This is a genomic window from Pedobacter jeongneungensis, assembly GCF_000633455.1.
In the GTDB taxonomy this organism is placed as follows: Bacteria; Bacteroidota; Bacteroidia; order Sphingobacteriales; family Sphingobacteriaceae; genus Pedobacter; species Pedobacter jeongneungensis_A.
Map to the genome: position 1 here is coordinate 21,657 of NZ_AYMG01000004.1, position 23,994 is coordinate 45,650.

The window sequence follows — 23,994 nt, forward strand, 5'->3', positions numbered from 1 at the left end:
ATTTATTTGCATTGAATTCAAAGCAGCCCTTACCACTGCTGCGTTTATGTATAATTTTTAAAATCAGCCCATTTGTTACGCCTAATCAGATAAGGACTTCGCGGATCATTCGAGACCTCTTACACCATGCGATTTATCGTCTTTTTACTTTCTTTCACCAGCATGGCCATCTAGTTGCTGTAAAATTCCTTTCCGTTAGGTTTTCCTTTGAGGCTACGTGGTTCTGGTCTTTGTGACAAAAAACCATAGGTAATCGAATATTATTGCTCAAGGCAATCTCATTTAGTCAGTATTTCCCTGCGATAATCGATCGCTGTTGATTCACCGATGCTTTTGACGCTTCGCTCCCTTTCTGTATCACGAACAGTTTGGCAGCCTCTATCTACAGATACCAGACGCAATAGGTCTAATAGAAGTTATCGGCATGTAAAGAAATAGCCTTGATCGCCGTGCCTGAGGAATATTTTTAGCAAATTGCGGAATTTTCACACTGCTCACCTTGGCATGTTGTTTTGTTCACCGAGTATCATGGCACGCAACGGAAACATATCCGACGGTAAGAAGCGCGAATATAAATGTTGATTAATTTCATTTCCCCCAGGCCTAGGGGTAAGTATCTAATAATTTATAATGATCTAAAACCGGATGCCTTCGTTATTAAAAAAAGAACCCTTAGGAATAAACTGTGATATCATCAGCGCTAATTCAGAGCAGGACATTTCAAACGCAGGTATAATCAATAATGCCTTTCTCAGGATCGATTTTTTTTGCATAAGTTGTTTAGCATCTGTAACAATGTGGATTCGGTTATTCAACAATTGAACCTACCCTTTACGCTTTTTGTGCCCATTTAGCATTAGCCTTGAAACTCATAACAGTTTTTGCCTCCTTACAGTAACGCTCACCTACTGTATCCTTTTAAGGCGCGTCCTAGACCTCCATAAGAAGCCATGCCCACAGTCGGTGTCATAGTACTTGGCCAAAAGAACTTAAGAAATGCCCAGAATCAAAACTATTTTAGGATTGATCTAATAAGGATAAGTACAAACTGGTTAAAAAGGGTATTTAATAAAGCTCCCCAAAGCCTGCCCCCTCTCAACACTCATCATAAATAATATTATTCTTTTAGCAATGCGAACCATCAGGGGCAAGAAAAGGGGCAGTAAAGGCCTGCACCACACAGAGCACCATAAACCAGTAGTCTTCTCACAACCATAAAATAATTTTACCTGAAAAGTCTGAAACTTTATAAAAGATCAGCCATCAATGATCTTTTGCTGTTTCTTTTTTTGGCAGATAAGGACAAACATTAACCTTTTTAATAAGGCATTGCTTGTATCCCACGATTATTCTTATTACACTAAACTTTATCGCATTGTTGAGCTAGCTACTTTTTTCCAATGGCAAGAGTTACCATCAGCTAATGGAGGTGGGCTATTAGCCTAGTATAACACATTCGAACCGATCAACAGGACTTATGCAATCGTAGCTTAAATACGACAGCCTATATTCACCGATTCCAGGTTCCAGATGCCTCAAGCTACAATTCCTGCATATATTTGTTCATAATCCCACTAACTTCCAGAAAAGCACTAAATATTTTTACTAAAAGTATCCCATTGTGAATGTTTTGATAACATAATTTGCAAATTCAATACTGAAAAGATTTATATTAGCAAATTGCAGTTTATTTGGACGCTAAATAGGTTACCTATCATGAACATAACGGATAGAAAAGATTTTATAACCAAAAACCATATCTATGTTGGACACTCTTCTGGTCTTCAAACGATTCTGGGAAATATCAGTACTCCAAGGCGATGGCCCTATTTTTTCATATTATTCAGCACAGACACTCAATTATTGCATTGCATAGAAAATGAACGCTTCCCCGTGGCCGCAGGCCATTTTGTTTTTGTAGGTCCAGACAGATACCATTCCTTCATTCTAGATCAACAAGGAGAATTTTGGATAATAGCTTTCGATTATGGATTTTATGCGAGAACTCCAAATGATGCATATTTCATTCAGAACAGTAATCTTTTTTTTGATCTGAACAGAATCTATATCAGCAGACCGTCAGTCGACATTGCCGAATATGTTACACTACAGATGGAATTTCTCGAAAAACTCGCAAACCGCCAACAGGCTCCCTTACATACCGATATTATTCACAATGCTGTCCAGGCGATTTTACTCCGATCTACCTTTCTATCCCAGGGACTGCAGAATCCTGATGTCCAGTTTAGCAATAATCAAGACAGAGAAATTGCAAATAAATTTAGAGAACATCTTCATATTTTTTACCAACAGGAAAAAAAAATCGATTATTACGCCCAAGCATTGAAAATTACCCCAAGGCGTCTTAATCAGGCTACGAATAACATATACGGCCGTTCTGCCAAACAGATGGTGACTGAAAAGCTCTTCGAGGAATCGAAGAGCCTCCTCACACATAGTACATTAACGATCAAGGAAATAAGCTACCGTATGGGCTTTACCGAAGAAAATAATTTCAGTGCGTTTTTTACCAAACATGCTGGCTATAGCCCAAAAAAATACAAGAATCTTCAGTCGAGCATCCATACAGATTAATTCCATGGTATTTAAAAGATGATAATTTCTGGACCATTTATTTCAAGCTTCAATACCATATTTTAAATGAATTTTAATCCTTCAATAAGGAACACTTTTTTATTACTGTTAGCAATACACGAGAATTTAGGTATCAAATTTAAGACATCCCTTATTTGCGATAACGCGATTGATTGGGACTGCAATGGCCTAAGCTGATGCTATGTGGGATGCCTTGAGTCCGTAGCTTTATCATGGTAGCATTCAAATGACAATAACCTGCTGGAAAATGGGAAAAGGATGGTAAACCTGGGGCAGGAAAACTATCTCTTTGCCGAAAACCACGAAGCAGCACAAAGATCAACAATGAAATCTTTTTACTTGCAATCAGCAGAAAGCATCAGGTTAATCCCTACAATTGACTTAAATAGATTCTTTCATTCTTTTATCAATTATAGGCATCTGTATACCCTCTTCGTGATCAAAGCGACTCAATACCAGCATTGTCGGATATGTGAAAACTACTGTCCGACTTCAATTTTTGGTGTAAGTATCCTGGGTATTGAATGAAGCATCAAAGCAGGCTATGATATTTGAATGTAGTTGTCATTCTAATATCAGTCATTACCTTCCTACCTTAGGCAACTGAGTCTTTCTGTCCTCATTCTAAAAAAGGAGGCTGATTATCTCAATGGCATGCGGAACAAAACTGTTAATGGTTTTCAATAGTTGACTTTTTTTTCACTGGGAGGAAATTCACAAGATTACATTGCATGCTTCCGATTCTTTACACTGATGGTGAAGAAGCTCTAATCATAAAGCGCTGAGATCTCAACAGATAGTCTATGGAGCGTATTAAATGAAAGGGGATATGGATTATACCCCTTTCCTCAAAAGCTTGGGATGTAATTATAGGCCGCCTCCAAAAGAAAATATCTGCACTAACTCTGGATTCGACTCAACAAAGACTGTACAACATTTATATTGTGAAGATGCAGATGTCATATTGGTCTTTCCCTGATGTCGAGCGACTGGAAATCAGGGGGAGTAGACCAAAAATTTAGTGTTCAGCAAGGATTATCCGTTGTGCGATAGCTCAGCTAATCCTTTTAGACTGTAGAGAGTTGTTTTTTTAAAAAAAACAGATCAATAAGCATTGGAAATCCAATTGCACTTTCAATTCTAGGTCGGATCATAATAAAAGATTAGGTGGTATTTTCCTTGCAACAACCATAATTTTAAAACAAGCAGATAAGAAAAGTGGATTAGTGAGTATTCAAAACACAGGTCAATTTTAAAACTACTTTGGTTTTCTCCATAAAAGGTCATTGAAAGTTGAATTTAGATTAGAAAATCATCCATCAGTTGAAGGGTTGGCTTTAATGGAACCCAGCGTTGGATGGATGATTTAAATATCTTTATCAATAGATTTAACAGCCTTCCCAGCCGTGTAACAAAAGTGGAAAACAGTTTCTCTAAGATCTATTTTTTTACATCAACCCCTCAGTTTATTACACGAAATGAAGTTTTCTGTGAAAGCTTTAGATCTTCTAGTGTAACAAACTCATCTTTGGATTACTCAAGGGTCTAGCGAACTATCTGTAGATCCAATGTAACAGTTGCTGTTCAAGAACTGAATTGATTAATAGTGAAGTAGATTTATACCTTCTTCTTAATAAGTCTCAAATCCCAAAAACTTGTTGGAAATATAAATTGTACTGACCCGGAAATCTTTTATCTGAGTTCAGGAAATTACCTGTTGAAGTCGGAGGCTAAGGCGAAAGCACCAAAACAAAATTGATCCTGGCGTAGAAAGCTGCTATTGTATTGGGCTGCCGATTTTCCTCCCGGGCAGATTCCAAAATGGATAGGCCCGATAAATGGAAGATGTTACCCAACGGTACTCTCATATACTGATTAATAAAAATAAAGGAATCCAATTTTCTGATAGACAATTTTAGTACCAAATTTCAAACACTCTGGATGCTTAGTTCGTTGATAATGTACCCAGTACCTCGAAGTCAAAAAATATTTCAAATCGTTGTATAACGACGGTATTCGAAAATTACAAGCACTTTAGCCGCCTGTAATATTGTGGGAAATAACATTTTATCATAATTTTTCAGAATTATTCTTAAATGCGGAACTAACCTGCTAACTTATATGGCAGGTATTTATCTCGCCAACATGGTCAACCACATAAAATGTGTTTTATTTATTAACTCTAACCAACTGTCCCAGCATCCCCAGATAGATCATCAAGAATCTCTTCTGGGTATGTCTCAAATGCATAAAAGCTTCTAACTTTGTTTTGAAATCCTAATAAGGAGGGTAATGTAAGCAGGCTGCTAACCAGAACATAATCTGCTATTCCATGAACCTTAGGTGAGATTGGTCTTGTCTTCATATTTCTTCGTTTAGTTGATTAATTATACTTTAACAATGTTATCAAGAAAAAGTTGCAGGTGTGGAGAACAGTCCAATTTATAGGGAAGGTTACATATGCCGGCGACTTCGGGAGGATCTCCATATACTGGTTCGAACTTACGTCCGCTCAGGGATTACTATATTGGTTTTGCACTTCCTATCTCTTAAATAATTATATTTAAGCATTTAAATTCTCAAATATACGTTATCTCAAATATCTGATACGGCCCGAGCATAGGGTGATGTCAGATTATGTTCAGCAAGCTGATGGTAAAAAAGTCTGTACCTACCAGGCGGTCTCTTCCATCTATACTCACAACTATTGCGGTCAATCCGGTGCCAACGTCAGTCTTTTCTTAAGTAAATCGAAGCTTGCCCTCCCATACATTTGGCGTTTAATAGTCTTAAGTTTGTTAACATTGCCTTCGCCTAGACGATTGTTCCAATGTAGGTTGATAGCATTTCTATGGATTGAAGATCAGATGATAATCTTGTGGTGAAAATTTTAAACTATGCAATAACCGAATGTTTAGCTTCAATAAATGGCATTAAAAAGTAAATAACAATCGCATTAACACGAAGAATTTGATTTGGATATTGTAAAAAGTAAAATGATCAGATTATTTTTGAGTACTTTTTCCCAACGTCACGATCTTGCCTATTTAATAATGGAATCTAAAATTATCAAGCCCAGGAATGAATTTCTAAAAAAATATGTTCAATATTTTTTATTCTTTAAAAAGTCAGATCCTGGATTTTTAAGCTATTCCACATTTCCAAATAACAACCTCTGCCTTGCCATTTACAAGGAAAATACAATCGATTATACCTGCAATTCAAAATCCAATAACTGCATCATTACACTGGGTGCTTCCGGTTTCAAAAGCAGATTGTTCGGTTTTCATAGAATGCCATTTCAGGTTGATATCAATTCGGCTTTGGATCAAATCTGCATTCTTTTCGAGCCTGCTGCCTTAATTGCTTTTACCCGTGAGTCCTATCAAGACTTACTGGCCACAGATCATGTATTTGATATATTCATCCGTAAGTGTGATTTTTTTCTCGAACGGCTGTTCGATGAGGATAGTCTTCCAAGAAGAGCTGAGAAATTGGAAAACCTGCTATTGGAAAACTTAAATATCAGACACTCGGATAAGATGATAGAAGCATTACATCTAATAAAAACAGGCCGTGAGCAAAATTTAACTATTGAAAGACTCGCTAAAAAACTTGGAATGAGCGCTCCCACATTGTTTCGCCTGTTTAAAAACAATGTAGGCATGAACCCTAAATCCTATATGAATACCCATCGCTTTAGAAATATCCTTAATGAAATCCTCCGTGGTCAACACCATTTAACAAGTATTGCCTATGCTAATCTTTACTATGACCAAGCCCATTTTATAAAAGATTTCAAGGCATTCTCCGGGTTTTCGCCGGGGCAGCTTTTAAATAAAATTTCCATTGAGCAAAATGACCTGGCGTGGATCTACAATAATAAACACCATCAATGAACGATTTTTACAATTTTTACAAATTGATCTTGATTTTCTTTGTAAAAAATCAACTCATGAAATATTTCGCTTTTATCGTTATTTATTTGCTTTTTGCTGATTCCCTGATTGCAAAGGCCCAGCTTGATAGTAAAGACAAACTACCAAAAATATCTTATACGGAGATGCTCGAAGAGCATGATTCGCTTGTATTTTATATCAAACAGATAAGCCCTGTAATCTATTATAATCAGGAAGTGCGGGGTATAGACTTTGACAAGCAGTCCAGGCAGCTGAAAAGGCAAATCAAGCCCAAAACATCCATGGGTGAATATCTGCAGATTATCAAAAAAACGCTAAACGCTGCTCAAGATGGTCATACCAGCCAGGTAAATTCAACTTTACTCGATATTGTAAAAAAATATTGGATGCCGGCCAAGTTGGTATCATTTGACAGCGCCAGTACAGCCAACATGTATGAATATATTAAATATTTAAAAGAAGCGTACTATGCTAAGCCGGAACTCAACCTCATCTATACTTCAGGGGAATATTACAATTTGCTAGGCTTTAGTTACAAGGGAAAAAATTATCCCTCTGGAATGAGACTCCTGAGTTGCAACGGTAAAAACATTCATAATTTTGTGAAAAGACTCACAGCACTTGTTTCGCCCTTACGTTGGGATAGGGCAAAAAATAGGGTATATGATGAGAATTTTTACTGGCCGGCAGAAATCTATAAAAATGGAGTGCTTAAACTTGATTTTATCGATAAAAATAAAAACAGGTATCAATTAACTATTGGTAAACAGGATACGGTTACCTTTCTCACCAGGAAAAACAACGAGTATGGTTATTTCAGTCAGACCGATACCGTAGTCACCCATTATTTTGATAAAACGGGCGTATTTTATGCTAAAATTCCCGCCATGAGGGAAGAACTCGGAGATACCATTAAACTCCGTCTGATTGCTGCTTTCCAACATAAAAAAATCAAAGCTATTGTGATTGATATCAGGGGAAATGGTGGGGGAAGCGATAATACTTATAGTAAATTCCTGAGCAAGCTGGTTCAGGATACTTTAAAGAAAAAGGTAGTGGTGGCCAGAAATTTCAGCCCTTATATTCAGGCACATTATCATATCAACAGGGATTCTATATTGCAGAATCCCACCTACACATTTGATCCGGGCATCCCCAAATTGAAATCGCAGGATATGTACTACATCAAACAGAATTTTAATTTTGTTGTGCCCGACAGTGTAACCTTGCCTTTTGATGGGAAAATATATGTGCTCCAGGATAAATTCATCTATTCCTCGGCCAGCAACCTCTCCAGCCTGGCGAAAAACAGTGAACAGCTCATTAGCATTGGTGAGACACCCGATTTGTTGAGTGGGCTTCAGGCAAGTACATTGATGGTGATGTTGCCTTTTAGCAAATTCATCTTCAGGGTTGAACCCCAGATTGATCTAACAGATATTAAAAAAGTGGATGATATTTTTCAGAATCATGTGGAATACCCCGTTCAATATACCTTTGAGGCCCTATATTTGCGGGCAACGACAAAAGAGAATGTTTTTGGGAAAGATTTTCTCCAAAAGCATGACCCCATGTTTGCAAAAGTACTGGAGCTGGAACAACAAAAATAATGCGAAGAGTCGCATTAAAACGCTATCAGCGTAAAAGATACTGTGGTTATAGAAGTTTATGGTGAAATCTTTAAATCTCAGAACCAGATTTCTGACTTGCCAACTTAGCGTTAGTAGCCTCTATATAGAAAAACCAATTTGCTCGACCCCATCGTACACCACTTTTTAATTATTTTAAGATGCATTGACAAATAGAACCTTATATTAGAATTGTTTTCGACAAGGAAGGGTCAACTGACAATGATTTATTAACTTATAAGCACTAAAACGAGTTTATACTTCAGAAGGGATTGAACCCACCCTGCCAAAAATAAATAAGTAACAACCTTTTGGTTTACAGTTCATCCACTGAATCACTCTTCTTCAGGCGTCAAAGCTTTTGTTTCTACAGCCTCCTTGAAAACTTCATACACGAGGCTAAGATTTGCATACATTTTCTTTAAACGTGCATTTTCTTCTGCCAGCGTTTTTAATTTCGAGAGTTCTTTGACTTCCATTCCGCCATACCTTTGACACCATTTATAAAAGGCTACAGTGCTAACTCCTAATTCTGTGCAGAGATCATGCACGTTTTTGCCGCTATCATGTTCCTTGATTGCTTTTACAATCTGGGATTCCGTAAATTTGATTCTTTTTTCATATTACCAAATAAAATTTATGGTTTTTCCCATAGCTGCGCTCGGTCTAGAATTTCTACTTTTAGCTGGTCTGAATTTTGGGAAGTGCACATGGTCAGGAGAGACATTATTTCCAAAATTCTGGCGCTCATTGCGATTTTTACATACCTACATTTAAGCCTTCAAAGCAATTCAAGAAAGACGCTACTCACATATTATTAAGTCGACGTCGAAATAAATAAGTTCAATTTAAAAATGACACGGAAGTCCCCACTTCCGTGTCGCAAACTACCACTCCTATCCCGTGTTAGACAGTTGGCGAAACAAGATATGATAATTTATATCATAAATCCAAATATAGTTTTGACATATTGCAAAGGTGGAATTATAAAAGAGAAACCATTTACCTTATGGCAAAAACAACTAAAAAAACGAAAAAAGCAACAGAAAATCCTTACTGTGCCAATAACTCATGGGTCCTTACTTGAATACTTCTCTTAAACTTTAACTACAATTTTTCCAGCTGTACGGCGGGATTCAATTTGAATATGAGCTTCTACCATTTCATCAAAGGGATAAATTTTAGCGATGTGTGTTTTCAGTAAACCTTTTTTTACCAAATCTGCAATGGCTCTTAAATCGACTCCTTTGGGTTGCATCCCCCATAAAGAAAGGGTAACGTTTTTGCCTTTTGCTTTATCTTCAAACTATCGTCCACAAGAGCCAAAATAGATCGGATAGTACCGCCAGGCTTTATCACATCAATAGAATGTGCCAAAGTTTCTTCTCCTACGGTATAAAAAAAATCAACATTCTCAATTACTTCCCTAAACTTTTAAGTATGGTAATCGATATGTTTATCAGCACCAAGTAACATCACAAAGTCACGGTTTTTGCCGGAAGAGGTAGCAATGACTTCAGCACCTAGGTTTTTGGCTATTTGCACCGTAAAGTGTCCCACGCCTGATGCCGCGTGAATCAAAATCTTATCGCCCTTTCTGACATTCATTTCGTGAACCAGCGGTTGCCAAGCAGTCAATCCAGCCATCGGAATGGCGGCATTTTCAAAGCTTAGGTTCGCTGTATTTTTTCTTAAAAAACTGTATTTACCGTAATATATTCTGCATATCCATGGGCATTGGGTGAAAGTGTGAAAACAGCATCACCTATTCAAATCCATTATTATTTTTGCGTTTTTCTACAATTTCGCCTGAAATATCCCAACAACAATAACAGAGTTAATATAGGCAACTTAAGTCTCATAAGGCTAATCAATACATAAATTTATAAGGCAATTTTATAAATCATTTATAAGTAAAAGATCATACCAAGAACTACAATTACAGTTCATCAAGCGCTTACATCGCCGCCACAGAACTCTCAAGCTCTTTGTACCACTCTTCTCCATACTTCCTGATAAGTGGTCCTTTTAGAAAACTATATACAGGCACTTTAAGCTCACGACCGAAAGTACAGGCATCATGACAGATGTGCCAGCGATCGTAATTCAACACATCAAATTCAGGGTATTTGGTAATGCGGATAGGGTATAAGTGACAAGAGATAGGCTTCTGCCAATCTACAATACCTTGCTCGTAAGCTTTTTCGATAGCACATTTGGTAATGCCTCCTTCAAAAAGCACATAAGCACATTCTTTATTTTTATCAACACAGGGTGTGGTTAAATCGCCATCTTCATCTACAACGTAGACGCCTTGCGCTTCAATTGCCTTAATGCCTTTTTCATTCAACAGGTGTTTAATTTTCGGATAAATTTCTTCGAGAATGCCTTTCTCGTCATTATCCAAGGGTGCGCCCGAATCACCTTCCACACAACAGATCCCTTTGCATTTGCTTAAGTTACAAACAAAGTTTTCTTTCAACACATCTTCGTGCACCAGCACCTGTTCAACTTCTATCATCATTATTCTTTTGCTAAAGCGTATTTAAGGCCATCGGCCGATTTTAATTCCATAGTTACCGCACCTACCAATATTTCTACCTGAGCTTTTACAGGTACGCGGTTTCCGTCGTCGGTTACCCAAAGGTACAACCTGCTGTCTTTTTTAAAAATTCTACCCGGCTTTATCGACGGGCTAAATTTTAAACAGCGGATATTGCCTAATTTACATTTAACGGTTTCTTTACCAACGTATTCAACTTCAAGTGCCGAAATTTCATCCCCTAAGAAATAGTTCAGTTTAAATTTATCGCCAACTTTTATCTTACTGATATCGAGGCTCCGGGCAAAATAATAGGCCGAAACGAGGTCAAAAGTCTGATTTGTTGGCGTGGTAAATGTCCCCCTGTTCGAAACTACCTTTTTTCCATCCTGGTTAAAACGCGCTTTATCCTGACGCTTATAACTTGCTTCACGGATATTCTCCTGATAGAAATATGGCAAGAGATCAGTTTTATCAATGTACGAATCGTAATGATCCCTTATTTTATAAAAAATATCGAACGTACCCGAAGTCTGCGCATCAACCGTAAGTTTATAGGTAGGCTTGTTATCAAACTTCAAATCAGAATTGCTTACTTTAATCGTAGCCTCTGCCGCTGTAATAAACCCGTACCTCAGTTTATATTGTAAAACTTCACCTTCCTGAAAAACAGCTTCTTTCTTCAGGGGAAGTTCCTGAGCCACTGCAAAAAGGCTAAATAAGCCAGCCGTTATGGTTATCAATATCTTTTTCATTGCTTTTGTATTCATTTGTGTGTGGTTGAGAAAGAATCAGGCCTCTTTAAAATCCGGCCAAATTCCTTTTCACTATGAAGATATACAAAAAGCAAACCAAAATTTAATCTTTTCGCTTATATACAGGTACGGTAGAACATGGCTCACCAAACATGATGCTTTTTACCACCGGGGTAAGCAAGTTGGTAATTTCTACATAAGCAGAAACAGGTACATCAATATCACCACATCCTTTTATCACCACACGCTCATTGGCATAATCCTGTGGATTAACTTTAGAAAGAGCTTTAGTAAACAATACTGCCTCTAAAGTATCCAATCCACCAAATACCACTTCATTGGCATAAGGCTGAAGTTTATTGGCCAATAACATGTAAGCCCAGGTAGGAACAATGGCATCTGCAGAGCAGGTAATGGCTACATTTTTATCCTGATATTGTGCCCAATCATGATCTTTGATAAAAGCCCTAAAATCTTTTTCCCTTAACATCAAGCCATGAAAAAGATTATCTACAATATCATACAGTACTCTTTCTCCTTTGTGATAAAAGTCTTCGAGGTTTAAGGTGATTAAACCACTACTGGCAACTTTATTAACGATGTTCTCTTGAATTTCCATGGCCTTAAATAAAAAAACCGTTCCGATGATCTATCGGAACGGTTACAAAATTACGTATTTTCTGGTTAATAGAATTTCACACGATTGTCTTTTATCTTGGCATTTTCCTGTAAAGCCTGGAAAGCTGATCCTAATGAACGCTGACCTAAACTTAACAACATGCTTTCTTTTTGTTTAAACATGTTGGCAATTGGAGCAGGGCTTGTAAATCCATCAACAGTAAATACATATACACCACGCTCGCCCTGAACAGGAGCAGATACTTTACCAGGCTGTGAACCAAATACGCTACCCACTAAAGCATTTTCTTGCGCAACACCTGGAATTACAGGGTTAGCAAATACAACATTTTGAACTGGGTTAACCGGACGGGCAACTTTAGCAGCAACCTGATCTAAGTTTCCTTTACCTGCGCCAGCCAATTTTTCTTTTAGTTGTTTTGCTTTAACCGCATTGATTACCATTGGTTCGATTTCTTTTTTCACATCAGCCAATGATAAGATGCCTTTAGGGCTAATGTTGGTTAAGTGAGCTACCACATAAGCATTGCTCATGGTGTAAATTTCTGGTAATACATCCCCTTTATCTGCTGCATAAGCATCCTGGATTAGTTTACGCGGGTTATCTAAACCGGCTGCAAATCCTTGTGTTGGTGCAACTTTATCAGCCACACCTACTTTTAATCCTTTTTGGGTTGCAAACTTGCTAAAATCGTTACCTTTTACGTCAGCTAAGAAACTGCTCGCTGCTTTATAAGCTGCCGCCTGGGTTTTGCTACTTGCTGTTAACGCTTTTTCTACATAAGCCAATTTAGCTACTTTAGAAGAACCGATCTGCTTTTCGATTTTAATTACATGGTATCCAAATTGTGATTTTACCACTTTAATATCTCCGGTTTTACCATCAAAAGCTGCGTTTTCAAATTCAGGAACCATTGCACCACGTGCGAAAGTACCTAGTTCGCCACCTTTATCTTTCGAACCATCCACGCTATAGTTTTTAGCAAGTTCAGCAAAGTTGCCACCTTTTAAAATTAATGATTTTAATGAATCCGCTAATTTAACTGCTTTATCTTCGCCACCTACTTTAGCAGGGTCGATTAAGATGTGGCTTGCTTTTACCGAATCAGGAGAGATACGGGTAGCAACCACTTTTATAATTTTGTATGAGTTACCAGTTAATTTCGGACCGTAGAAACTACCTGCAGGTAAAGCGAACACTGCCGAATCAACTGCCGGATCTAATTTACCTTTGGTTAAATAAGTAAATGGAACTTTAACTTCTGAATTGATTGCTGCGAAAAGTGAATCGTTTTTAGCTACCTGGAAATCAGCAGCAATTTTATCAACCTGAGTTTTGATGGCCAATGAATCTGCCTTATTTGGGCTGATGCTGAAAGTAACATATTCGAAAGCACGTGTTTCCTGAGGATTGTTGAAACGCGCTTTGTTCTGATCGTAATATTCCGAATAATCAGCATCAGTTAATTTAACCGATTTATCAGGAATAGAAGCATAATCTAAACTTACATATTTAAAGTTGGCCAGTTTGTTACGGTTGTTATATTCATCTGTAGCTTCTAACGAAGTTACATAAACCGAGTTACGGATTAAGTTAGAATATTTGGTTTGTAATGCCTGATTTTTAATCTCCTCCTGTAACATGGTAGATTGCTGTAACGCCTGAGGCTCTTTCGATTTTAGAAAGTTCATCAAGGTTGCACGGTCTAACTGCCCGGTTTGTGGATTAGAAAAATATTGTTTGATCAATGGGCTAGGATTTTGTCCTTGTAATAAATCCAACAACTCATCTTCTGATACGCTTAAACCTAAACGATCGTATTCTTTGGTTAACAAAACTTTAGCAAGCTCTGCATTCCATGCCTGATCAACAGCCATAGCGGTCATCTGTGCGTTTGCACTACCGCCATATTGTTGTTTCATTTGGTTTACACCCTGATCAACTTTTGGTCCGAACTCGTCGATATTGATATCATTGCCATCAATAGACCCTACAACTTTTTGATTTGCCGACCAAAAAGGTTTACCCACGTTAATTGCATCACCTACTAAAAATGCAACAATTGCAAAACCGATAGCAAAGACTAGGATGTAGCCCGCACGGTTACGCAAAAATGTCATTAATCCCATATTGTAATTATAAATTTATTTAGTTCTTTTTTAAGAGGGCGCAAGATACAAAATTGCATTAAAAAAGAAAATACAAAATTTTATTTATCAAGCGCTTAATTATTAAGGGAATGGAAAAGGTAAAATGGTTAATGGAAGATGGAACATTTCCCTTAAAAATTAGTTTTAAACTATAGATATTTCGATGGTTTGCGAATACATTATCCACCTCACCTCATCCATCTTACATGTATGCTAAGGTGCTACGCCTTCTTTCATATTCAGCTCTCCATTGCCGCTGTCCATTTCGTAGGTACTAAAATCCTGGGGAGCCTTAAAGTTGATTCCTTCGCCTATACTGCCATCGGCACCTTTTACATACACGCGTTGGTTGGAATAGAAATATTTTTTTGATTCGTCCCAGATCAGTTCCTGAGAGGAGAAAGTATCTCCCTTGCTGTTCTTCACTACAACATTTTTCCTGAACTCTGTTTTAAGTTCCGCATCTTTCCTGATGGCATAATCGCAAACCAGGTTTCCGTCAATGGTTCCGTTGGGATTATAAAAATCAATGTTTACGCCTTTAATCATCTCCTGATAAGAACTTCCGTTAGCAGGCGTAACCTTATCCATTATTGGAGCATACCCCTTTGCTTTTACCCTTGCAGAGTCGCTGTAAGTAATATCAACCCCGATTGTTCTATCACGCGATAAGATTGTCTTATTTATAGAAACTGAACTTGCATTTTTTAGATCGTCGTCTCCACATGATGCCAAAAACAAAGGCAACATCAGAAACAAACCATATAAAAATGTATTAAGTTTCATTAATCAACCCTGTACTTACGGAACCAGGTATCGTTCAAAGTAAAGCCTAAGTGGAAGTTAATGTACTGCTCTTTTACCAGATTATTGTTTAAAGTTCCCCTTTGTCCAACTTCTGTTGTAAAATTAATTTTATAAAATGCAGTACCACCTGTTGCAGTAGGTAATGGAAAACCAAAACCTAACGATGCTCCCATTTGTTTAATATCCTGATTGTTGATCTGGATATAGGTTTTATCGTAGTTTAAGCCCAAACGATAATCAATACGTTTTAAATAACTGTTGTAAGAATAGGCATCAGGCGTCAACTGACCACCTAACGATGCTCCCCAACTGTCCTGCAAACCTTGGTTTACACCATTGATACTGGTTTTAGACCATTTGCTCATTCTAAAATCGGCACCAATTAACCACTTATCATTCTCCTGGATAGCGATACCGAAATTATGTGTTAATGGTAAAGTAAGGCTTGATTTTCCATTGTTGATTGAACTTAAAGTATCAATTGCTGTATTTTCATTACCATCCTGATCTCTGGTATACTGTGTAGCAAAGAATGATTGTGTAGAGTTAATTTTGCCAGAAGTACTACCTGAATAACCTAAAGTAACCAATGTTTTTTTGCCTACATTAAAATCATATTGAATTCCGTAAGAGTAATTTAAACCTGCAACACTGTTTTTATTCTGAAGTTTTGCGTTTAAAGCACCTACCGACTGGAATTCGGTTGCACGTGTAGTTTGCAGGTTACCAAAAATATATTCTAAGTTACCACCAATTCTTAAGTGATCGCCAAAACGGTAACCATATCCCAAATAAGCTTTAGATAAGCCGCCTTCACCTTCGTAAAGCTGATTTACGGTTGTAGTATCAACTTTTGTGGTGCTTTTATAAGAATAACCTAAATCAGAATAAGGCAAAATACCAAAACTCAGGGCCGATCTTCTGGTAACTGGTGCAGCAAATGCCAGGTGACTGAAAGTAGAGTTAAAGCTTGATTCGCTTAAATTACCCCTGGTTAAATTGGTTGTACCCGCACTCATACCAATATCAATTGTTGTTAAGTTGATACTTGCATACGATGCAGGATTTTGCATATTGATGTTATTGAAACCGGTAACTTTGCCAACAGCAGTAGAAATTCCACCCATTGCCCTAAACTGAGGCAATAAAGATCCTTTTATATTTCCAAGCCCATATCTTGAATATGGTGATGATGTGGTAACCTGTGCCTGAGCACCAAAACCACAAACTAGAACGAGTATGGCTGCAATATAATTTATTCTTCTGTACATTTTAATCTGCAATAGCTTCATTTAATCCTTTTAATACCAGGTAGGGATCTTTTATAATTTGAGGCGCAAAGATGCTGTTTTGTAATTGCTTATACAAAAAATTAGCGTCCCCCCCCGTTATAATTACCTTTAAGGCACTTTCTTTTTTATTATTTAGGGCAATAAAGCCTTCAATTTCATTTATTATTCCCTGTAAAACACCGTTTTTGATTGCCGATAGGGTATCTGTTCCTTCCGTTATCCCTTCTTTTTCATCCCATTCTACCAAAGGCAAACGGCCGGTAAATTCGTGCACCGCTTTAAAACGCATTTTTATGCCCGGACTTATGCTTCCGCCAAAATATTCTTTTGATCGGCTTAAGGCATCATAGGTAATACAGGTTCCGGCATCTACCACCAAACTTGCACTTGCAGGGTACAATCCGTTTGCACCCAAAACTGCTGCCCACCTATCCAATCCTAAAGTAACAGGTGTTTTATATCTGTTTTGCACGCCGTTAGTCAATAGGGTTGAAAAACGGATATACTCGGTATGTTTTTTTAAAAACACTTCCAGTGGGCCAATTTCCTGGTTTACACTGCTGATGATGGATTTTGCCGGCGAAAATTTTTCGATCAACTGCGCTAAATCAATTATACCCAGTTTATTGAAACGCTGATGGTGAACAATTTCCTTATTTGCAAAAACTGCAACCTTGGCAGAAGAATTTCCAATATCAATGCTTAACCTGCGCATTTAAAATCTCCCTCTGCAAATAATATGTTCTTTAGAAATTCCAATGACTCCATTTTTTATCCATCTGATTAAAACCTAAAAGGCTTCAATTCTAAAATCATGCACAAAGCTATTAATCTTTGTCAAGTTTCGTTCTAGTTATTTGTTAAAAAAGGTTAAACAAACAGAAAATACTGGATAGAAAGCACAAATAAAAGGAACAAAGTTTCATAAAACCAGCGTTTTTTGGCATTGCTGAAATAGTAGGCCAGCAGCACCGCACCGGGCGGCACACAGAGTAAAAAATGCCATGTCCTGAAATCGGGTTTAAGGTAAAAACTGGCTGCAGAAACAATAAACATAAAAAACAGCAGCTGGAAACTTTTCCTTGTACTGATAAAACTTCTGAAGAAATTTTCGCGTAGCTGTAACGATGCCAGGATAATAATTACCGCCACCGGAATCAGCACCAGGTAATCGTTATAATTGATCTTAAACACTGATGGGAACTTATTGCCCAATGGTTCCCAGATCTGATAAAACGAGCTTAAATTATCATTCCAGTAATAAAATACGGCAAGGAAAAAGAATACGGTAATAAATCCGATCAATCCCGCAACCCATTCGCGCCAGTTGAAAGACCTGAAGAGCAACAAAGCCAAGAAGATCATGAGCAACATCACCATAAAAGGGAAATACACCAGTGTACCTATGGCAATAATCATCCCGATATCGAAAACAGTGTTGATTGAGTTAGCACTTTTACCCAGTTTTAAAAATTTATCGATAATCCAGATCAACAGAAAGTTGCAGATCAGTGCCGGAGACAGAATCATGAAGGGCATAAACAAACTGGTTCCGGTAATAAACATCAAACCCTGAAGAAAACTGGGCTTGCCCAATAAGTTATGGTTATTTACGATCCGGTTAAAAATTAAGGCCTGGATGTAAACCAAAATCCCGGCAATAAAAATATTGGTAGATGGTGCAAAGGCGTTATCTAAATCGATATTGATCAGCAACCTGGCAAACGGCTCCAAAAAATCAAAATTCAGCGTATCATGTGTTTCATTAAAAATGGCAATACGCAAAAAGAACGTGTATGCCAGCAAGAATACGAGGTTAATTGGACTTAGCTTTCTAAACTGATTAATCATGCCTTTTTAAAGAGTAGGCAAAGTAAAGAAAATAATTTAAGAGTAGGAGAAGAAAGATAAAAGCAGAAAGCTTAAAACGGAAAGGCGAAAGCTTAAAGTGGAAAGACTAAAGCGAGGATTTAAAGTCAGATATTTATAGAATTGTCAGTCTGAGCGGAGTCGAAGACCATTTGATAGTTATAAAGTGGAAAGACTAAAGAAAGGAGTTTTATTATTTTTTTGAAAAGCAGGTTCCAGTTCTTTTCGGTTACGGTAGTCCTGCCATCCGCTTTATCCCGATGAAAAAATCGGGATGCCCGCTCCTGTCAGGTTTAGATAACAATGTTACGGTGCAAGAAAATGCTTGAGCTTATATTTACTAATATGCCTTACATGGTTCAAAAATGTATCGATTAAGATTCTTCACTGCGTTCAGAATGACAACCAATTGTCGACTCAAGACTAAACGCTGAGATCCTTCGACTACGCTAACATTCATAGATTCCAATAGAATGGTCGTCATTCCCGCGCAGCCTACAATTTTGCCATAAAGATCTGTCTTTTATATGGACTTTTATAAAATAAACTATCCCTCAGGATGACAAAACTAGTGTGATCGACTTTGCACTGCCGACTTAAGACTCCAGACCAACCCTCGCATATTTCTTCACCATATCATCTATAATCTGCGCGGTTTCATCCGGGAAATTAAATTCGTGCTTTTGAGGATTTTCTACCCAGTTTTTAACAATCGGCAGCCAGTTACGGGTACTGCCCCAAATTACAGGCAAACCAAACTGTTTTAAAGCATAGGCATTACACTGCTGCTCAAACTGGAAGCGCATTGGCGCAACCAATAATTTTTTCTTTAAATAAAGTGCTTCAGCTGGCCCTTCGAAGCCACCTCCGGTAAATAAACCTTCGCAGGTAGCCAGGCTTTTATTAAACTTTTCGTTGTTCACCGGTTCTACAAAAACATTACCTTCCTGATAAGCAACTTTGCTGTGTTTAGAAAAAACCTGCCAGGTAATATTCGGTAATTGCGTAAAAAGCTTTACCAAACGTTTATCGTCAATTGCAGGGAGATATACTGTATAATGGCCTAAATTTTCACTTTTGAGGTTTCTGATCTCCGCCCTGATGACCGGTGTATGAATAAAAGTATCATAACGGTCGAAGTGGAAACCAATGTGGTATTTGGTAGGCGCATAACGACTTAAAATGAGCTTTCCCCAATCTAAAGTTCTCGGACGGGGTACTTTTTTCGATTTAAATGCTGCCTGATGACTTAACGATACACATTCAATTCCCTGTAGTTTACAGGCCCAGGCACTTACCGGTTCAAAATCATTAACAATTAAATCGTAATCTTTAAGTGGCAGCTTTTTCATGTCTTTCCGAAAACGGAAAAGATTCATGTTCAGCCAGGTTTTATAATGATCTACACCACCTTTTTTCCCGAAAATGAAACTGAAACCATGTAACTGGTATTTTACGGGTTGACTTAATTTTACATCAGCCTGTGTACCACTTACCAGAATATCCAATTCGCCATATTTTTGAAGCAAAGGAATAATTTCCCTCGCCCTGCTGATATGACCGTTACCTGTTCCCTGTATTGCGTAAAGTATCTTCATTTATGCCCGAATATCTAAAATTATTGGGCAATTTCATATTTTATATTCTGTAAAAGAATATTTATGTCCAGTTTGCTTTTCAAATCTTCGGCATCAGAGAGGAGTCCTTCGTCCAGTTCGTCCTTTGTAAAATGCTGATGCTCATATTTAAACACCGTCCAGTTTTTATCCTGGTACTCTAAAGCCGTTAAACTTTCTACCCAGTCGCCACTGTTCAGGTAAGTTACTTTTCCGTCTTCGGTTGCAATTTCGCGTTGCTCGGCCTGGTGGATGTGACCACAAACCACATACTGATAACCTTTTTCTATGGCCAGTTCAGCTGCTGTCTGCTCAAAACTGTTGATGAATTTAACTGCATCTTTAAACTTTGCCTTAATTTTTTTCGAAAAGCTCATCTTTTCCCTTCCAAATGCTGTAAGTACCCAGTTTACAAAACTGTTAATGAGGATCAGCGTATCGTAACCAACTGCACCCAATTTGGCCAGCCATTTAGAATGCTGCATGGTTACATCAAAAACATCACCGTGGAAAAACCATGCTTTTTTGCCGTCGAGCTCTAAAATCAGTTTATTTTGAAGGTGAAAAGTACCCATTTCCATGCCGTCGAATTTGCGGAGCATCTCATCATGGTTACCCGTGAGGTAATGCACCAGAACGCCTTCTGAAACGAATTTCATCAGTTTACGGATTACCTTCATGTGCGATTCGGGCCAGTAACTTTTACTAAACTGCCAGATATCGATGATATCGCCGTTTAGAATTAATGTTTTGGGTTTAATGCTTTTCAGATACTTTAAAAGTTCTTTTGCATGGCAGCCATAGGTGCCTAAATGTACATCGGAGATTACGACTACATCGACATTTCTTTTATCCATAAAAGGGAGATTTTAGGGGGAAGGGTACTGTTACCGCACGTTTTGAGCAGTTTAGAGATAAATTAAATGTGTTACCACTCTTCTTCCTCATCGAGTTTTACCTCAAAAGGGCTAAAGAAATAAAGTACAACAATTAATAAGCATACGGCAAAGAATGACTCTAACATATCACCTGATTTTTCATTACAAAGATAAGACGCTGTATATCAAACAAATGTTACGACATTGTTAAATTTTAGTTTGGCGGTTAATTAGTTCATTTGCCATTGTTTATTGGTAAAGCAAACTGCCAATTGAAAACCGGGTATTGGTTAAGCAGTTAATTGAAGCCAAAGTCGTCTTCTCGACCGAAGCGCAGCGAAGTGGAGAGATCTATTTAGACAGATGCGAAGAAAAGTTGTCATTGCGAGGAGGTACGACCAAGCAATCTTTCCTGCCAGCGATTCTTGCCAGAAAGATTGCTTCCCCGAAAGGTCGGGGCAGGCTGTCGGCTGAAAAAGCCTTTCTCGCAATGACGATGATTCCTCCCCGGCCAATAAACTGAATTAAAACCTGCTGTCATTTATATTGATTTTTATACAATAAATTATCTCTTAATAATGACAAATCGCACAAAATATTCCGTGTTTCTGCGTTTCCCTGGCAAATAATCGTCGCAAAAAACATAGGCAACAAAAAAACCCGCAAGAAATAATCCTACGGGCTGTATAATTCTCTAAAGAAAAAATTAAGCTTTAACTGCTTTCTTTTTCTTCTTTTCTTCTGAATAAAAACCGAAACCTAAACCGGCCAATAACAGGATCGATCCTGCTAAAGAGATTTTCTCACCAGCGTAATAAGACGTTGGGTGGAAAATAAATTCGAGTTTATGGTTACCTGCTTCCAGCTGCGCCGCACGTAAAACGTAATCGGCCCTGAAATATGGTTTTTCTACACCATCGATATACATTTTCCAGCCTTTGTTGTAATAGATTTCTGAGAATACTGCAATTGCATCTTTAGCTGTAGAATATTCGTAGGTTAAATGATCAGGATTATAATTGGTTAATTTAATAAAGCCTTCCTGCCCGGTACCTAAACGTTTGGTATCAATCGAATTTTTAAAGCTTTCATCAACAATGGCTTCCTTTTTAGCATCAAAACTGCTGATGGCTTTCATTTCCTCATCGGCATTTTTAGCAAATTGTACACTTTGTACAAACCATGCATTACCTGCAGCAGTAGCATTACGCTGCATTTTGTACGACCCGTTTTGAGGATCCTGCGTAATGATGTATTTGGTGTTTAACATATCCAATACATCCTGGTTGATACTTTTTGTTAATTGGTTATCAACCAATTCCTGAAAACGTTTTAACCTTGCCGAGTGGAAACCTCCAACGGTTTTATGGAAATAAGAAGTTTCTGCACTTTTAAACGGATCGCCCAACGACAGATCGAAAACCCTGAAGTTTGGATCTTTATCAGCCGAAATAAAATTATCTACATCTCTTGGCTGGTAGTGATTCTCCAGTTCAGATTTGCTAACAAAATTCTGGTTGTTTAAATAGCGGCGGTCTACCTGCCATAAATCGATCAGCACAAACAAAGCCAATAAACCGAAGGCCAGTTGCATATTCATCTTTTTGGTGATGAGAGCCCAGGTAATACCAAAGCCTATAGCAATGAACAACAATGTACGTAAAGCATCAGTACGGGCTAAACTGATCCTGTCTGCTTTAACGGCATCTAAAATTTGAGCGGTTAGTGAAGCATTATTTTGTAAGATCTGATTTAACCAACCTGTTAACTGGGTTTGCGTAGCATTGGTAAAGCTAAAAAACGCTGTTGGCGCAATAGCAACTAAAAGTGCAAAACCTCCGGTAATTCCCGCTGACCAGGTAAGGCGTTGAACCAGGTACTTTTGATCGTATTTACCATCTTGCGCTTCTTTAACAGCTAGAATTGCCAATAAAGGAACCAGTAAACCTACCACGGCAAGGATTGATTCTACCGCTCTGAACTTATTGTACATTGGCAAGTAATCAAAGAAAATATCTGAGATTAACGGGAAATTTTGTCCGAATGAAAGAAATAACAATAAAATACTACTTCCTAATATCCACCATTTCCAACGGTGTTTAACAATAAATAAACCAAAAACGAATAAGAAACAGATTATAGCTCCAAAATAGTATGGGCCGGAGGTACCCGGTTTATCTCCCCAATAATTTGATCCAACATTTTGAGCAATTGCATTTAAAGCTTTATCTGTATCCTGACCATAAAGTGGCGCAATTACGTTTGAAACGGTACCATCCTGCAAAATTTTAATAAACTTGCCATTAGGATCTAATTGTCCGCCACTTGCCCCACCATATAAATTAGGAATAAGAAAAGTAAAACTCTCTCCAACACCCTGGCTCCATTGGTAAGCATATGCTTTATCCAAACCATTTGCAGGTTCAGCTTTATCGGTAGTTAAGTTAGATTTACCACGGATGGTTTCTTTGCCATACTCATAAGTAGTCCATAATGTACCTGCATTTACCAGTACCGATAAGAAAATACCCGCAGCCATATAAGCGATTGATTTACCAAAAGTTGCCAGCTGTTTTGCCTTGAAAGCGTGGTAAAGTTCTATACAGCCCAAAATAAACAAGGCGATAAATAGGTAATAGGTCATTTGGATATGGTTCGAACGGATTTCCAATGCCATAAACAAGGCCAATAAACTACCACCAACTAAATACCTTCCCCTTAAAGTGAGGATGATGGCCGCTAAAATAGGAGCGAAGAAACCGATGGCCAGGGCCTTATTACTATGCCCTGCCGCTATAATGATGAAATTATATGAGGTAAATGCAAAAGCAATTGCCCCCGCAGCAGCAAGCCACGGATTTATTTTTAATACACAAAATAATAAATAAGCACCTAAAAGGTAAAGCAATACGGTTCCTACGGGATCAGGAAAAACGCCTTTAATTACATCGATACCATAAGTGGTAATGTTAAGCGGATACTGTACCCAAATTTGATAAGCTGGCATACCACCAAACATCTGGTTGGTCCAAAGTGGTCCTTTACCATCTTTAGCCTTAATATCCATAATTTCTTTCTGCATGGCTTTAGCCTGCAAAACGTCGCCCTGTTGTGGCGCTTTACCCTGTAAAACAGGACTGAAGTAGGCAAAAGTGATGACTACAAAAAATGCAATAATGGCCAGGTGTATGCCATTTTTATTAAACCAGTTATTCATTAAGGTTTGTTTAAGTTTAAACGAACGTCAAAAATAAAAAATTGGGCGGTATAAAAAAGGAATA

The 23,994-nt window shown here is 37.9% G+C and carries 17 protein-coding genes and 1 pseudogene; 3 read left to right on the plus strand and 15 right to left on the minus strand.

All coding sequences use genetic code 11. The features are described 5' to 3' along the window. Positions 1–1,716 precede the first annotated feature (1,716 nt). Complete coding sequence (locus U859_RS0104155) at positions 1,717–2,595, plus strand: helix-turn-helix domain-containing protein (protein ID WP_025142167.1); 879 nt, start codon at positions 1,717–1,719, stop codon at positions 2,593–2,595. Positions 2,596–4,798: 2,203 nt separating this feature from the next. On the opposite strand, the gene U859_RS0104165 is transcribed toward U859_RS0104155, so the two are convergent. Further along, entirely contained in the window at positions 4,799–4,981 is a 183-nt protein-coding gene (locus U859_RS0104165; RefSeq protein ID WP_025142168.1) for a hypothetical protein, read from the minus strand. 631 nt (positions 4,982–5,612) lie between these two features. Here U859_RS0104165 and U859_RS0104170 point away from each other — a divergent pair. Next, positions 5,613–6,515, plus strand: a complete 903-nt coding sequence (locus tag U859_RS0104170; protein ID WP_084153014.1) for a helix-turn-helix transcriptional regulator — start codon at positions 5,613–5,615, stop codon at positions 6,513–6,515. Between the two features lie 56 nt (positions 6,516–6,571). Next, on the plus strand, positions 6,572–8,146 hold the full coding sequence (locus U859_RS0104175) for a S41 family peptidase (protein ID WP_162799853.1): 1,575 nt from the start codon (positions 6,572–6,574) through the stop codon (positions 8,144–8,146). Positions 8,147–8,499: 353 nt separating this feature from the next. Here the strand turns inward: U859_RS0104175 and U859_RS0104180 are convergent, their stop codons facing one another. The 14 genes and pseudogenes from U859_RS0104180 to U859_RS0104255 form a co-directional block, all read right to left on the minus strand. Beyond that, entirely contained in the window at positions 8,500–8,775 is a 276-nt protein-coding gene (locus U859_RS0104180) for a transposase (RefSeq protein WP_029985443.1), read from the minus strand. A 485-nt stretch (positions 8,776–9,260) separates the two neighbouring features. After that, positions 9,261–9,449: pseudogene (locus U859_RS31545) on the minus strand (zinc-binding dehydrogenase); the annotation flags it as partial. Between the two features lie 149 nt (positions 9,450–9,598). Then, the gene (locus U859_RS30895) at positions 9,599–9,811 is read right to left on the minus strand and encodes a zinc-binding dehydrogenase (protein ID WP_025142173.1); all 213 of its coding nucleotides are present in this window, start codon (positions 9,809–9,811) and stop codon (positions 9,599–9,601) included. 310 nt (positions 9,812–10,121) lie between these two features. Further along, the gene (locus U859_RS0104200) at positions 10,122–10,685 is read right to left on the minus strand and encodes a DUF3109 family protein (RefSeq protein WP_025142174.1); all 564 of its coding nucleotides are present in this window, start codon (positions 10,683–10,685) and stop codon (positions 10,122–10,124) included. Positions 10,686–10,687: 2 nt separating this feature from the next. Continuing rightward, positions 10,688–11,461 carry a DUF3108 domain-containing protein gene (locus tag U859_RS0104205; RefSeq protein WP_025142175.1) on the minus strand — a complete coding sequence of 258 codons (774 nt, stop codon included), beginning with the start codon at positions 11,459–11,461 and terminating at the stop codon, positions 10,688–10,690. A gap of 103 nt (positions 11,462–11,564) precedes the next feature. Further along, positions 11,565–12,080, minus strand: a complete 516-nt coding sequence (locus U859_RS0104210; RefSeq protein ID WP_025142176.1) for a DUF2480 family protein — start codon at positions 12,078–12,080, stop codon at positions 11,565–11,567. A gap of 65 nt (positions 12,081–12,145) precedes the next feature. After that, positions 12,146–14,230, minus strand: coding sequence for a SurA N-terminal domain-containing protein (locus U859_RS0104215; protein ID WP_025142177.1), 2,085 nt, complete (start codon positions 14,228–14,230; stop codon positions 12,146–12,148). A 234-nt stretch (positions 14,231–14,464) separates the two neighbouring features. Beyond that, entirely contained in the window at positions 14,465–15,037 is a 573-nt protein-coding gene (locus U859_RS0104220; protein ID WP_025142178.1) for a hypothetical protein, read from the minus strand. Further along, positions 15,037–16,350, minus strand: coding sequence for an OmpP1/FadL family transporter (locus U859_RS0104225; protein WP_084153016.1), 1,314 nt, complete (start codon positions 16,348–16,350; stop codon positions 15,037–15,039). The genes U859_RS0104220 and U859_RS0104225 overlap by 1 nt, the downstream gene beginning before the upstream one ends. Then, positions 16,331–17,065, minus strand: a complete 735-nt coding sequence (locus U859_RS0104230) for a type III pantothenate kinase (RefSeq protein ID WP_025142180.1) — start codon at positions 17,063–17,065, stop codon at positions 16,331–16,333. The genes U859_RS0104225 and U859_RS0104230 overlap by 20 nt, the downstream gene beginning before the upstream one ends. A gap of 155 nt (positions 17,066–17,220) precedes the next feature. After that, complete coding sequence (locus U859_RS0104235; protein WP_025142181.1) at positions 17,221–18,201, minus strand: DUF6427 family protein; 981 nt, start codon at positions 18,199–18,201, stop codon at positions 17,221–17,223. 614 nt (positions 18,202–18,815) lie between these two features. Then, on the minus strand, positions 18,816–19,817 hold the full coding sequence (locus U859_RS0104240; protein ID WP_025142182.1) for a glycosyltransferase family protein: 1,002 nt from the start codon (positions 19,815–19,817) through the stop codon (positions 18,816–18,818). A gap of 20 nt (positions 19,818–19,837) precedes the next feature. Beyond that, entirely contained in the window at positions 19,838–20,692 is an 855-nt protein-coding gene (locus U859_RS0104245) for a UDP-2,3-diacylglucosamine diphosphatase (RefSeq protein ID WP_025142183.1), read from the minus strand. A 727-nt stretch (positions 20,693–21,419) separates the two neighbouring features. After that, on the minus strand, positions 21,420–23,930 hold the full coding sequence (locus tag U859_RS0104255; RefSeq protein WP_025142185.1) for a YfhO family protein: 2,511 nt from the start codon (positions 23,928–23,930) through the stop codon (positions 21,420–21,422). Positions 23,931–23,994: the final 64 nt, after the last annotated feature.